Here is a 13,238-nt window from a genome sequence, read left to right as displayed (position 1 = left end):
TAAGCTGTTGAAGCTAGAGGCGGATTGGCATGACCCGTTTCCGGGCGATGGCGTCAGCGCCAATCGCCAAGCATGGATTGCACGACGGCCAATGCGGCCACAGCGGCTGTGTCGGCGCGTAGGATTCGCGGTCCCAACGAAATGCGGACACATGTCTGGTGGGCGGCAACAATCGCTCTCTCCTGGTCGGTGAAACCGCCTTCCGGTCCGACGATAACGGCCAACCTGAGCGACTTGTTCCCCAAGCTTGAGAGGGCTTCGACTGGGTTGGAAACGGGTGCATCCTCGTCGCAGAACACGACCAGCCTATCCGCTTCCAAGCCCTTGATAAATTTATCTAAATTCTCTTCATCGCGGACTTCCGGCAACGTCAAAATCCCGCATTGCTCGGCAGCCTCGATAGCGTTACCCCGCATGCGCTCGAGATTGACCCTCGTGCTCTGGGTCCGGCGGGTCAGGACCGGCTGGAGAACGCCGGCGCCCATCTCGACCGCCTTCTGCACCATGTAATCGAGACGGGCATGCTTCAGCGGCGCGAAGGCATAGATGAGATCGGGCGGCGCGGTCTGCTCGCGGCTGCGCTCGACACAGACGAGGTCCGCCGCCTTCCGGCCCTCGACCGCGATCTCGGCCTTCCATTCGCCATCCCGCCCGTTGAAAATCAGGACAGCATCTCCCGTGCCCAGGCGCAGAACGTTCAGGAGGTAGTTGGCCTGCCCGCGGTCGAGCGCGATCCGGGCACCGGCGCTCAAAGGTGCATCGATGAACAGGCGGGGGGCGTTGAAATCGTAAGCGGACATGAGGGCTCTTCAGAGGGTCACCTGGTTTTATCAACTCCCAGCCGCGTCCGGGAGGGGCATGATCGTACTCTCACCGGGAATTTCGTCCGCGGATCACGTGCGCCTCTGCACATCCTCTCGCGCGCAGGGCCAATCGCCGCTTGGCTTACACGCCCGCAACCTGCTAACAGAGCACCGGTGCGCGAGACGTCGCGCGCCTCTTTGAAGGACATTGCCAATGACGCATATCCGTTCGCACCTTGCGGCCGCATTTACCGTGGCTGGCATTTTCGTGGCTGCTCCCGCCCTCGCGCAGTCGAGCAATTGCCAGGATGCACAGAAGTTCCTCACCGAGCGCCAGAGCCTGATTCAGCAGATCAACAAGCTCGGCGACGGCGGCAAGAAGAAACAGGTCGATCCCCGCGATGCTTGCGGCATCTTCACGAAGCTCGCCGCCAACGGCGATGTCGGCATGAAATGGATCACCGCCAACAAGGATTGGTGTCAGGTTCCCGATCAGTTCGCCGACAACTTCAAGCAGGATCATGCCCGTGCCGTCGAGATGAAGGGCAAGGCCTGTCAGGCGGCGGCGAAGATCGCCGAAATGGAAAAGCAGGCCAAGAAGCAGGCGCAGCAGGGCGGCGCCCCCGGCCTTCTCGGCGGCGGCGGCCTGACCGGTTCCTACAGCATGCCGAAGGGCGCGCTTTAACCGCGGCGCGTCCGACATGGACAATCCGGCATCCCTGCCAGACGCTGTCCGGGGCCATTGGGCCGACCGGGTGACGCCTGTCGAGTGGCGGCCATACTTGCGCCTTGCCCGCATCGAGCGGCCCATCGGCTGGTGGCTGCTTCTGCTCCCGTGCTGGTGGTCGGCAGCTTTGGCTGCGCTCGCGGGCGGGCAAAGCTGGCCCAACCCGATCCATTGCGTGCTGTTCCTCATCGGCGCGGTGGCGATGCGCGGCGCGGGGTGCACCTATAACGACATCGTCGACCGCGATATCGACACCCGCGTCGAGCGCACCCGCCAGCGCCCCCTCCCCTCCGGCCAGATCGGTCTCAAGGGCGCTCTGGTCTTCCTGGTCCTGCAAGGCGTGGCGGGCCTTGCGGTGCTGCTCCAGTTCAACGCTTTCGCCATTATGACGGGCTTTGCGTCGCTTGGAGTCGTCGCGCTCTATCCGTTCATGAAACGGTTCTTCTGGATGCCGCAGATCGTCCTCGGCCTCGCCTTCGCCTGGGGCGCGCTGATGGGCTGGGCCGCCGCCTTCGGCTCGCTCGGATGGCCCGCTGTGGCGCTCTATCTCGGCAGCATCGCCTGGGTGGTGGGATACGACACCATCTATGCCCTGCAGGACATCGAGGATGACGAAATCGCCGGCATAAAGTCCTCCGCGCGTTTCTTCGGCGAGCGCGTCAAGCTTGGCGTCGCGATCTGCTACGCGCTGACGATCGCCTTCATGATCGCGGCGTTCCTGATGGCGAAGGCCGGCCCTGCCTCCTTCATCGGCCTGGGCGTCTTCGCCCTTCATCTCGCCCGACAGGTCGCGCGCATCGACCGCGACGACGGCGCGGGTGCGTTGCGCCTCTTCCGCTCGAACCGGGATGCCGGTCTGATCTTGTTCGCGGCGATGACGCTCGACTGCCTGCTGCGTCTCTTCTAGATCGCCTTCTTATCGATGCATTGTCCTGACCTTGACGCGCGACGCCGAGCGCCGAGCGCTCATTCATACGCCCCGGGCAGGACCAGGGTGTTGAGGACCTGAAGGCAGAGCGGCTGGAGTTCCTGAAAAACCGTCTTGGGATCGGAGCGAGCACCCTCGTCCAACGTCGAAAAGCATCCGATGGCCACGGCCTTGTCTCGCGCGAAGATTTGATAAAGCTGGAAGGCGATCTGCACTTTCATAGTCGCCCTTTCTTCGGCGCGGACGGCCTGAACCCAAAAGCCGGGATATGTCTCGTGCTTGAATTTGCCGGAATTGAGCACTTGCCCATCGGGTCCGACGACGTCCTTGACCATGTCGGGGCCAAATTCCTCATCGAGGCTCTTTTGCGTGACGGCCGCGCCGACCTCTCGGATATCGAGAACAAGAACGATCGGCCCCTTTCCGTCCTGGGACGTCCAATTGCGAACGATGTGAGGGCGCGGGCTCTCCTTCGACCCAAAGCTCTTTGGGATCTGAAGATGGATCTTGACCCCGCGCGCCTTGCCGCTTCCGTCCGATACGAAGGTTTGTCGCCAGCCATCGACGAACTCGGCGGCTGGACGGTCCGCATACTTGGCGATGAGCAACGGCTTCAGAAATTCGTCGGCGATTTCTCCTCTTGCACGGGCCGCCATGAGTTCTAGAAAGGCGGCCGCATCCGGCCGCGTCAGTGCCTGCTTCTTCGCATTGGCCTCGATGCTGGCGCGCAACTGACGGTCGGTCTCATCGAACTTGCTCCCGAGCATCGATCTCAGGATCTCTTCCAGCTTTTTCTCGCTCTCGCCGAATTTCGCCGAAAACCGCATGCGGGCCAGTTCGGCCTCATTGCGCAAAGCGGGAAATTCCATGCCGATCCGGGTCAGCGAGATGCTTTGCCCGATCAGAAAGCCGTAAACCCGGGCCATGTCAGGCGCGAGTTGCCTGTTGAGATCCTTGGCCTCGGCGACGCCAAATGCGAAAATAAAACAAAATAACGAAATAATGGATTTCATCTTGATGACCTGAGCGATCGACGAAGGCGGAGGCAACGCAAGACGATACGTCTGGCGGCATGACGTTGGGTTAGCAGATCGTCTCGCTCTTGCCATCAGAGGCATCTCCCGGCTTGGAGGAAAAAATACTGACGTTAGGTCGGAAGCGGTGTAACGGAATTTCTTCAAACTTTTCGCGGAAAGCGCGGGCCGACCGCGCCTCGCCTATGCGGAGTCCAGGGCCGGCCGATGAATCCGACGAGACGCAGCTTCCTGCAGAGCCTGTCCGTGCCCGTTTTCGCGCCCACGGTGCTGACCGGGTGGAGCAAGCCTGGGCTGACATTCGCCGGGCTCGATAATCAGGGCGCCTATCAGCGCTATCTCAAAATCTGGAGCCGCTACCATTCCGGCGAGGCCGTGGACGATAAGGACGCGATGGCGCTTCTGGAGCACCCTTCGTCCTTCGTGGAACGGCGCGAGCGCCACGCGACGGCGAGCGCCTTCGGCGTGTTCACCAGCTGCACGCCGCATCGGGACGTCTTCTACGATTTCCTGAACTGGGGCCTGCGCTGGCTGACCGCGCCGGACAACCCCGATCCGAGCCTGCCGCCGATGCATGAGCGCGGGCAGGCTTTCTCCTGGCAATGGTCTTTCTGGGGACGGGCGGCGCTTCAACTCTACGAAGGCACGGGCGAGACGCGCTTTCGCGACCTCCTCATCGGCGCGGCGCATAACGTGATGGCCGCGCGGGACGACCGGCACGGAGCGATCGACGAAAACCAGAAGCGGGTCGTCAAATCCTGGGGCTCCGTGATCACCTTCGGCGGCCCGACCATGCGTGGCACCGACATTACCGCGACCGGACTCATTGCCCTGCCGATCCTGCAGCTCGCCAACAGGCTGGCCGCGCGGGGAGAACGCCACGAGGGTATCGCCGATCTTGCCGAACAGCTCGCCCCTTCTTTCGACGAGTACGAACGGTTCTATATCGATCTGCCCGATCTCGACGCGGGCTATTATCGCTATGCCTTCATTCCCAGCGAGACCGATCCGACCAACCACATCAACGCGTTCGGCGCGGGGCTGGTGGAGCTTTATGCTTTCACGCGGGAGCCGCGCTATCTCGAGAAGGCGCGAAAGCTCCTGAACTTCTATCGCGCCGCGATGGTGGTGGACGATGATGGGGCGATCTCATCCGCCTATCAGCAGGATGCGACGTTCAAGAAGAAGCAGAAATCCGAGTATTTCTGGAAAATGACGGTCACCGCCGAGTTGCCGCTGGCGCTCGCCGAGCACGGCCTCCTCGCCAAGGAGGAGGAGATGATCGGCATCGCCAAAACCTATGCCGACGTGGTGATGGCGGATCCCAACGGCATCAACGCCATGACGCGCCGGAGCGATACGCCCCGCATGTTCGACTTCCGCCAGCCCGTTTCAAGCCAGACGCCGGAATGGCAAAGCTACGTGCCGATGCTCGCGGCCGGTCTCTTTTTCGTGGACCGGGAACGGCGCATCGGCGAAAAATTGCTGCACTACATGCTGCATTATCCGCAATGGTTCACGAACGGGATGTTCAGCGGCGGTGGAGCCGGGCTTCTCGGGCGCGCCTATTCCCTGCGCCGGGGCTTCCGGCTCTGATGCACCTGCGACCAAAAACGCCGCGCATCGCCGCGACGGGTGTGGCATTCACTCCCGCAAGCCCCCATTTGAACCGATGATGCTTGCTCCCTCCTTCGATTTCCTCCCCTCCCTCGGACAGGCCGTTCGCGATGCGGCGCGGGAAGCCGGGGCCATGGCGCTGCCCTTCTTCCGTGCGGGCGGGCAGACGGCGGCGCGCCTTTGGTTCAAGGAGCGCAGTTCGCCGGTGACCGAGGCGGATATCGCCCTCGACAACTTCCTGAAAGAGCGCCTGTCTCGTCTGATGCCGGAAGCCGGATGGCTGTCTGAGGAAACGGAGGACGATTCCGCCCGGCTCGACCGGCGCTTCGTCTGGATCGTCGATCCCATCGATGGCACCCGGGCCTTTGCCTCCGGCCACCCGGATTGGTCGATTTCGATCGCGCTCGTCGCGGACGGCAGGCCCGTCCTGGGCGTCATTCATGCCCCGACCCACGAACAGCTCTATGAAGCGAGCCTCGGAAGCGGCGCGTCCCGCAACGGGAAGAGGCTGTCGGTGTCCCATGCAGCCCCCCTTGACCACGTCCGCGTCGCCGGACCACAGCCGCTCGTCGACCACTTAGGCCGCCGTATCGGCCCTATCGAGCACCTGCCCAAAGTGCCGTCCCTGGCGCTCAGGCTCGCCCGCGTCGCGGACGGGTCCATCGATGTGGGCCTCGTCTCGGCGAATTCGCACGATTGGGACATTGCCGCCGCCGACCTGATTCTGGGCGAGGCCGGAGCCCTCCTGACCGACTTCGATGGCGTGCCTCCTGTCTACAACCAAGTTCGGCCACGCCATGGTGAAATGGTTGCCGTTGCGTCACGGTTGCATCCGCGTGCTATTGGAGCCATGAGAGCCTGAACAATCAGGCCAACCTCAGAGCCGTGACACACTTGTATTCCGCTAGGAGAGCCCCTTCACCATGACCGACCAACCCGGCAAACAACTTCTTCACCTGGTTTTCGGCGGCGAACTCACCGACCTCGATTCCATCGATTTCAAAGATCTGTCCAAGCTCGACATCGTCGGAATCTATCCGAACTACGCCACCGCCCACGCCGCCTGGAAGGCCAAGGCGCAGGCGAGCGTGGACAACGCTCACATGCGTTATTTCGTCGTCCATCTGCACCGCCTGCTCGATCCGCAGCACGGCTGATCCTCAAGAAAGCTCAATGGGTCTGGTCAAACGCATCACCCGCTCCCGAGCGGTCCAGGAAACCCTGGGCCTGCTCGTCGCGAGTTATTTGAAATTCGTGCACCGCACGAACCGGTTCGTCATGGAACCGGCGGATGCCTATGACCGGATCGGCCTTGAGATGCCTGTGATCGCCGCGATGTGGCACGGGCAGCATTTCATGATCCATTTCGCCAAGCGGCCCCAGGACCGCGCGGCGAGCCTCGTCTCCCGCTCCGGCGACGGAGAGTTCAACGCCATCGCCCTGCGGCATCTGGGCGTGCGCGCAATCCGCGGTTCCGGTGCGCGCGGCCGCGACATCCGCAAAAAGGGCGGCGTCCAGGCGATGCGGGCCATGATGCGAGCCTTGAGCGACGGCGAGATGGTGGTGATGACCGCCGACATTCCGAAGATCGCCCGCGTTTGCGGCGAGGGCATCGTGACGCTTGCCCAGATTTCGGGCCGCCCCATTGTCCCGGTTGCCGTGGTGACGAGCCGTCGCATCGATTTCGACAGTTGGGACAAGGCCAGCATCGGTCTGCCCTTTGGGCGCGGCGCCATCGTGCTGGGCGAACCGACCCTTGTGCCGCGCGACGCCGACCCGCAGGCGCTCGAAGCAGCGCGCGAGGCCGTCGAGAGGGAACTCGACGCCGTGCATGAACGGGCCTACGCCCTCGTCGGCTCCCGCGACCCGGGAGCCAGGGCGCGCAAATCCCACGCCAACGCAGCTCTTGCGAGAGGCTCTCACGCATGAGCATGCCCATCCTTATCAAGACCTACCGGACCGTGACGTCGGTTCTGGAGCCTGCCGTCATCGGCCTTCTCTATTGGCGTCAGCGCCAGGGCCGCGAAGATCGCACGCGGCTTGGTGAACGGCGGGGCTACCCGAGCCGCCAGAGACCGAAGGGCCATCTGATCTGGGTGCATGGCGCCAGCATCGGCGAAACGCTGTCTTTGCTACCGGTCGTAGAACGATTGACACAACGCGGACTTTCGGTTGTGGTCACCTCCGGCACACGAACCTCTGCCGCCCTGATCGCGCGGCGGCTGCCGCCCGGCGCGGTGCATCAGTTCGTGCCGGTCGACGTGCCGCGCTACATCCGGCGCTTTCTCGACCATTGGCGGCCGGACCTCGCCCTTGTGGCGGAATCGGAAATCTGGCCCAACACCGTCTTCGCCCTGGACGAGCGCCACATCCCCCTCGTCATGGTCAATGGACGCATGTCCGACCGCTCATTCCAGCGCTGGCAGAAATTGCCGCGCATCATCGGCACCCTGCTCGAACGCTTCGCCCTGTGCCTCGCGCAGACCTCGGACGACGCGGTCCGGCTGGCGCGTCTCGGCGCGCCCCGCGTTCTGGTTTCGGGCAACCTCAAGTTCGACTCGCCCCCGCCGCCCGCCGATCCGCGCGTCGTGGCGCATCTCTCCGGTCTGATCGCAGGCCGTCCCGTCTGGCTTGCGGCGAGCACCCATCCCGGCGAGGAGAATGCCATCATCGCCGTGCACCGGGCGCTCGCGCAGCGCCACCCGCACCTGCTCACCATCATCGCGCCGCGCCACCCGCACCGTGGGCCCGAAGTCGCAGCCCTCGCCGAGCGGGCGGGCCTGCGCGCCAGCCAGCGCTCGAACGGCATCCATCCCGACCGGGCGACGGATGTGTATGTGGCCGACACCGTCGGCGAGATGGGCCTGTTTTTCCGTCTCTCGCCCATCGTGCTCATGGGAGGCACCCTGGCCCCCATCGGCGGCCACAACCCGATCGAGCCGGCAAAGCTTGGAGCCGCCATCCTGCACGGCCCGCATGTGCACAGCGCGACCGAGATCTATGAGGCGATCGGCAAGGCGCGCGGCGCGCTGATGGTCAAGGACAGTGCGAGTCTTGCACGCGCGGTGAGCGAACTCCTCGGCAACGCCGCCCTGACGCGGGACATGGCCCGGGCCGCCGCGGACGCGGTGCAGGCGCTCGGCGGGGCGGTGGACCGCACCATGCAATCCATCGAGCCCTTCATCGTCCAGGCCAAGCTCGGAGCGCGGCGCTGATGCGCGCGCCCGCCTTCTGGTCGCGGAAAACGCCCTCCCCTCTGGCATGCCTGCTCTGGCCGCTGGGCCTGATCTATGGCGGGGTCGCGGCATTGCGCATGAAGCGGAGCGGCGAACGCGCCGGTCTTCCCATCATCTGCATCGGCAATGTTACCGCCGGTGGGGCAGGCAAGACGCCGACCGCGCTCGCCATCGCGGATATTCTGGACGATGCCGGCGAGAGCCCAGCCTTCCTGTCGCGCGGCTATGGCGGCAAGCTCAAAGGTCCGGTGCAGGTCGAGCTTCGGCACATGGCGCGCGACGTGGGCGACGAGCCGATTCTTTTGGCCAGCATGGCGCCCGCGATCGTCTCGATCGACCGCCCTTCCGGCGCGCGGCTGGCGCACGAAATCGGCGCGACCGTCGTGATCATGGATGACGGGCTCCAGAACCCCTCGATCCGGAAAGACTGCGCCATCGCCGTCGTGGATGGGGCCACCGGTATCGGCAACGGATTTTGCCTGCCCGCCGGCCCCTTGCGAGCGCCGCTGTCGGCGCAATGGTCCGCCATCGACGCCGTTCTCGTCGTCGGCGACGGCGTGGGCGGTGAAGCGGTCGCGAGCGAGGCGAAGCGGCGCGGCAAGCGGGTGTTCAGCGCGACGCTCGTGCCGGATAGCGGCATGGCCGAGACGCTGCGGGGGCAAAAAGTGCTCGCCTTCGCGGGCATCGGGCGGCCCGACAAATTTTTCGACACCCTGCGGGCCGCCGGCGCAAGCGTGGAAGAGGCGCGCCCCTTCCCCGATCATTATGCCTATGGTCCCGGCGATCTCGCCGTGCTGAAGAAAGAGGCTGAGCGTCGGGGGCTACACCCCGTCACGACAGAGAAAGACCTCGTGCGGATTCAAAGCCTTGACGGCACAGAGCCTTGGCCCGCCCTGCGAGCCCTGCCCGTTCGGCTCCGGATCAACGAGGAAGCGGCATTCCGCAATTTCATCCTGCGCCGCATCGGCGAGCGTCGGCTCAGAGCGTCCTGAGATCTTTTCCGGCAATACGGATCATGACGGCTTCGGGGGAAGCGTAGGCCTCCTGCCGCTCGACACTCCAATACTTCAAATCGTCCAACGGGATCGGCTGGCCGGTCACGGCGCAGCGTACGAACGCCCCCGGCTTCACGATCCGCAGGTTGCTGTCGAGATATTGGATGATGGCTTCGCCGCCGCTGCCGCGCTCAAATTTGTTCATGGATGATCACGTCAAATATCGTCTGAAAAAGGAGATCTTTTACATAAGGAGCGTTGGCGATTGTTTTCAATGCCGGCTCAAAACAGGGCACCCTGGTCGCCGCCCGTCGGCGTTTTCGGCTTTGGCGTTTTAGGCCGGACACCGCCGCCCCGCCCGCCCGTCGCCTCGGCTCTGCCGTCTCCGAATTCGAGCACGAGCGCGCGGCCCTCCGTGACGTCTTGCGCGGAGCGCAGCATTTGCCCCTCCGCATCGCGCACCAGGGCGAAGCCGCGCGCCAGCACGGATTTGTAGCTCAGGCTTTCGAAGAGCTTCGACAGGGCCTCCAGTCGATCCGCCTTGCGCGCGATCTGGCTCCGGAGCGCGGGGGCGAGACGCTCGGCCACGCGCTGCGTGAGATCGCTCGCCTGCGCGAGACGCGTCCGCTCGGCGCGCAGCAGCGTATCCCGCGACACGACGAGCCGTCGGCTGATCTGCTGCAGGTTCTCGCCCCGCAGAACGAGGGAGCGGGTCAAAGCTTGATGCGGACGTTGACCGATTGCATCGAGCCGCGCCCGCATCGTCGCAAGGCGGGCTGCGGGCGAGACGCGCGAGAGGCGGCGGGACAGGTCGAGAAGCTGCGCCTCGTGCGTGCGGGCGTTGCGCGACAAAGCCGGTCCAAGCTTCGCGGAAGCGAGATCAAGCTTCTGGCGCTTGGGTGCGAACAAGGCATCGGGGGTCGGCAGCGCGCGCGCCGCCGAACGCAGGTCGGAACGGCGGCGGTCGACGATCCGCAGGGCGGATTCCACGTGGCGGCGGGCCAGATCGTTCACACCCGCCATGAGTTCGACACGCACCGGCACGACCATTTCGGCCGCGCCCGTCGGCGTCGGCGCGCGCATGTCGGCGGCGTGGTCGATCAACGTCCAGTCGGTTTCGTGCCCCACCGCCGCGACGAGCGGGATGTCGCTCTCGGCGGCGGCGCGGACCACGACCTCTTCGTTGAAGCCCCACAGGTCTTCGATGGACCCGCCCCCGCGCGCCACGATAAGCACGTCGGGACGCGGGATCGCGCCGCCGGGTCTGAGCGCATTGAACCCGCGAATGGCGGCGGAGACTTCCGCCGCGCAGGTGTCGCCCTGCACCCGCACCGGCCAGACCAGGACGTGACGGGGAAAGCGATCCTCCAGCCGGTGGAGAATGTCGCGGATGACAGCGCCGGTCGGCGAGGTGATGACGCCGATCACGCGTGGCAGATAAGGTAGCCGCCGCTTGCGCGCGGCCTCGAAGAGCCCCTCCGCCATCAGCTTGCGGCGGCGCTCCTCCAGCAGGGCCATCAGCGCCCCCGCGCCGGCAGGCTCCAGCGATTCGATCACGATCTGGTAGGTCGACTTGCCCGGGAACGTGGTGATGCGCCCGGTGGCGATGACCTCGAGCCCCTCCTCCGGCTTGAACCTGAGCCGCGAGAAGGTGCCCTTCCAGATCACCGCATCGATGCGGGCATTCTGGTCCTTCAGCGAGAAATAGGCGTGGCCGGAAGAATGCGGCCCGCGATAGCCCGAGATCTCCCCGCGCAAGCGCACGTGGCCGAAGGAATCCTCAAGAGTGCGCTTGAGAGCGCCCGCCAGATCGGAGACCGACCATTCGGGGGCATTCGAGGGGGCTTTGTCATCGAACATGGCGCGAACCTAATTCGTTTGCACCCGCCCTGCCAAGACTGCCGTTGAGGCATGTGCCCTCACGGGAGGTGGATCAACCCCTTTGAGAGAAATTTTACTACGATTCCAAGTAGTCGAACCGCACGAAGCTGGACTTAGCGTTGCGCTATGTTATTACAACAATAATATATCCAAAAAAAGAAATGAACGTGCGTGGGAGCAACCGCCATGCCAAGCCCAATCGTCAAGATCGGCGACGAGACGCAAGTCAATGTCACGACGACCGGAGACCAGAGCGCCCCGAGCATCAAGGCCCTCGCCGATGGCGGCTGGGTCGTGGTCTGGCAATCCGCCAATCAGGACGGTTCGGGCTGGGGCATTTTTCAGCAGCGCTATGACCAGGACGGCAAGGCGCTCGGAACCGCCGATCAACTCGTCAATATCACGACGCCCAAAGACCAGACCGATCCGTGCGTCACTGCGCTTACCGATGGCGGATGGGTCGTCACCTGGACCTCCGGCGACCCATACGATGGCGATGTCTATCAGCAACGTTACGACAAGAATGGGCACGCGGTCTTTTCCGCCGACAAGCGCGTCAACACGACCACGACCTACGACCAGTCAGGCTCGAGCGTGACGGCTTTGGCCGATGGCGGCTGGGTCGTGACCTGGCACTCCTTTCTGCAGGACGGTTCGAGCAACGGCGTTTACCAGCAGCGCTACGATGCGACCGGCAATCCGGTCGGCGTCGAAAGGGCCGTCAACGTGCTCACCGACGGCAACCAGTATCGCGCGAGCGTGACGTCGCTCACCGATGGCGGCTGGGTCGTGACGTGGGAATCCCATAGCGGCGCAGGTTCCAACACCCATCACCTCTTCCAGCAGCGCTTCGACAAGGACGGCAACGCCACTTCTCCGACCGACATCACGGTCGAAGGCAACACGGCCGACTACAAGCTGATCTCAAGCGTCACCGGCCTGACCGACGGTGGCTGGGTCGTCACCTGGACGTCCTATAACAACGGCGACCTCTATCAGCAGCGTTTCGACAAGTACGGACACGCCGTCTTTCCGCTGCCTGTGCGGGTCAACATCACATCGACCGACGCCCAGGAGCCGGCCGTCGTGACGGCGCTCGCCGACGGCGGGTGGGTCGTGGTTTGGGAATCCGGCAGTCATGACGGCTCCGGTGAGGGAATTTATCTCCAGCAGTTCGACAAGGACGGCAAGGCCGTCTATGCGGCGGATCAACGCGTCAACGCCACCATCGCCGGCGATCAGAAGAACCCCAGCGTGACGGCTCTGCCCGGCGGCGGATGGGTCGTGGTGTGGGAATCCGCCAATCAGGATGGTTCGGGATACGGCATTTATCACCGCTACTATCTGACCGACACGAACCGCGCGCCGACCGACGTGACCCTTTCGCGCGATACGGTTGATGAAGGCACGACCGGTGTCATCGCGACACTCGACGGCGTCGATCCCGACACGGGCGAGACCTTCACCTTCACCCTCGCTGAGGATGCGAGCGGCAAGTTCGAGATCGTCGGCAAGGAGCTCAAACTCAAGGACGGCCAGAGCCTCGATTACGAGGCGGCGAAATCGCACGTGCTCAAGATCACGGTCACGGACCATGGTGGCCGCTCCTACACGAAAACCGTCACCATTCATGTTGACGACGTGAACGAGAAGCCGACCGGCATCACATTGTCGAAAACCGATGTCGACGAGGACGCCACCGGCACGATCGCCACGCTGACCGGTCTCGATCCTGATGCCGGCGAGACCTTCACCTTCACGCTCGCTCACGACGCCAGCGGCAAGTTTGAGATCGCCGGCAACGAGCTGAGGTTGAAGGCCGGTGAGACCCTGGATTACGGGGTGGCGAAGTCACACACGATCACCATCAAGGTCACGGACCACGGCGGGCTCTCCTACACGAAGACTGTCACGATCGACGTGAACTATGTCGCGGGCAAGAACCACGTCCCGACGCATGTGACGCTGAATGGCGGGACTGCGGCGACCGTCAACGAGAACTCCGATGAGAGCGCCT

The 13,238-nt window shown here is 64.1% G+C and carries 12 protein-coding genes and 1 pseudogene; 9 read left to right on the top strand and 4 right to left on the bottom strand.

The annotated features are described in order from the left end of the window. Nucleotides 1-53 precede the first annotated feature (53 nt). Nucleotides 54-800 (bottom strand): 16S rRNA (uracil(1498)-N(3))-methyltransferase, encoded by a 747-nt coding sequence (locus tag I2H38_RS00065; RefSeq protein WP_196269770.1) that lies wholly within the window; start codon nt 798-800, stop codon nt 54-56. A 217-nt stretch (nt 801-1,017) separates the two neighbouring features. On the opposite strand from I2H38_RS00065, the gene I2H38_RS00060 reads away from it, so the two are divergent. Both I2H38_RS00060 and ubiA read left to right on the top strand, forming a co-directional pair. Further along, nucleotides 1,018-1,488, top strand: a complete 471-nt coding sequence (locus tag I2H38_RS00060; protein ID WP_196269769.1) for a hypothetical protein — start codon at nt 1,018-1,020, stop codon at nt 1,486-1,488. Nucleotides 1,489-1,504: 16 nt separating this feature from the next. Then, nucleotides 1,505-2,437, top strand: a complete 933-nt coding sequence (gene ubiA / locus I2H38_RS00055) for a 4-hydroxybenzoate octaprenyltransferase (RefSeq protein WP_196269768.1) — start codon at nt 1,505-1,507, stop codon at nt 2,435-2,437. Nucleotides 2,438-2,496: 59 nt separating this feature from the next. Here ubiA and I2H38_RS00050 read toward each other — a convergent pair whose 3' ends face one another. After that, nucleotides 2,497-3,471, bottom strand: a complete 975-nt coding sequence (locus I2H38_RS00050; protein WP_196269767.1) for a hypothetical protein — start codon at nt 3,469-3,471, stop codon at nt 2,497-2,499. A gap of 228 nt (nt 3,472-3,699) precedes the next feature. On the opposite strand from I2H38_RS00050, the gene I2H38_RS00045 reads away from it, so the two are divergent. The 6 genes from I2H38_RS00045 (at nt 3,700) to lpxK (ending at nt 9,337) form a co-directional block, all read left to right on the top strand. Continuing rightward, on the top strand, nt 3,700-5,088 hold the full coding sequence (locus I2H38_RS00045; protein WP_196269766.1) for a hypothetical protein: 1,389 nt from the start codon (nt 3,700-3,702) through the stop codon (nt 5,086-5,088). A gap of 76 nt (nt 5,089-5,164) precedes the next feature. Further along, nucleotides 5,165-5,971, top strand: coding sequence for an inositol monophosphatase family protein (locus I2H38_RS00040; protein ID WP_407663985.1), 807 nt, complete (start codon nt 5,165-5,167; stop codon nt 5,969-5,971). A gap of 61 nt (nt 5,972-6,032) precedes the next feature. Further along, nucleotides 6,033-6,266 carry a DUF4170 domain-containing protein gene (locus tag I2H38_RS00035; RefSeq protein ID WP_196269765.1) on the top strand — a complete coding sequence of 78 codons (234 nt, stop codon included), beginning with the start codon at nt 6,033-6,035 and terminating at the stop codon, nt 6,264-6,266. 16 nt (nt 6,267-6,282) lie between these two features. Further along, a complete protein-coding gene (locus I2H38_RS00030) occupies nt 6,283-7,038 on the top strand; it encodes a lysophospholipid acyltransferase family protein (RefSeq protein ID WP_196269764.1) in 756 nt (251 codons plus the stop codon). Beyond that, nucleotides 7,035-8,324 (top strand): 3-deoxy-D-manno-octulosonic acid transferase, encoded by a 1,290-nt coding sequence (locus tag I2H38_RS00025; RefSeq protein WP_407663984.1) that lies wholly within the window; start codon nt 7,035-7,037, stop codon nt 8,322-8,324. Before I2H38_RS00030 ends, I2H38_RS00025 begins: the two co-directional genes overlap by 4 nt. Next, a complete protein-coding gene (gene lpxK / locus I2H38_RS00020; RefSeq protein WP_196269763.1) occupies nt 8,324-9,337 on the top strand; it encodes a tetraacyldisaccharide 4'-kinase in 1,014 nt (337 codons plus the stop codon). Before I2H38_RS00025 ends, lpxK begins: the two co-directional genes overlap by 1 nt. Here lpxK and I2H38_RS00015 read toward each other — a convergent pair. Then, the gene (locus I2H38_RS00015) at nt 9,324-9,545 is read right to left on the bottom strand and encodes a DUF2093 domain-containing protein (RefSeq protein WP_196269762.1); all 222 of its coding nucleotides are present in this window, start codon (nt 9,543-9,545) and stop codon (nt 9,324-9,326) included. The two genes, lpxK and I2H38_RS00015, sit on opposite strands and share 14 nt — an antisense overlap. 77 nt (nt 9,546-9,622) lie before the next feature. Next, nucleotides 9,623-11,200 carry an exodeoxyribonuclease VII large subunit gene (gene xseA, locus I2H38_RS00010; protein ID WP_196269761.1) on the bottom strand — a complete coding sequence of 526 codons (1,578 nt, stop codon included), beginning with the start codon at nt 11,198-11,200 and terminating at the stop codon, nt 9,623-9,625. Between the two features lie 207 nt (nt 11,201-11,407). Here xseA and I2H38_RS00005 point away from each other — a divergent pair. Next, a pseudogene (locus I2H38_RS00005) lies at nt 11,408-13,238 on the top strand (hypothetical protein); the annotation flags it as partial.

The sequence above is a fragment of the Microvirga alba genome (genome assembly GCF_015694465.1).
Taxonomy (GTDB): Bacteria; Pseudomonadota; Alphaproteobacteria; order Rhizobiales; family Beijerinckiaceae; genus Microvirga; species Microvirga alba.
This window is presented reverse-complemented; position numbering and strand designations above follow the sequence as displayed.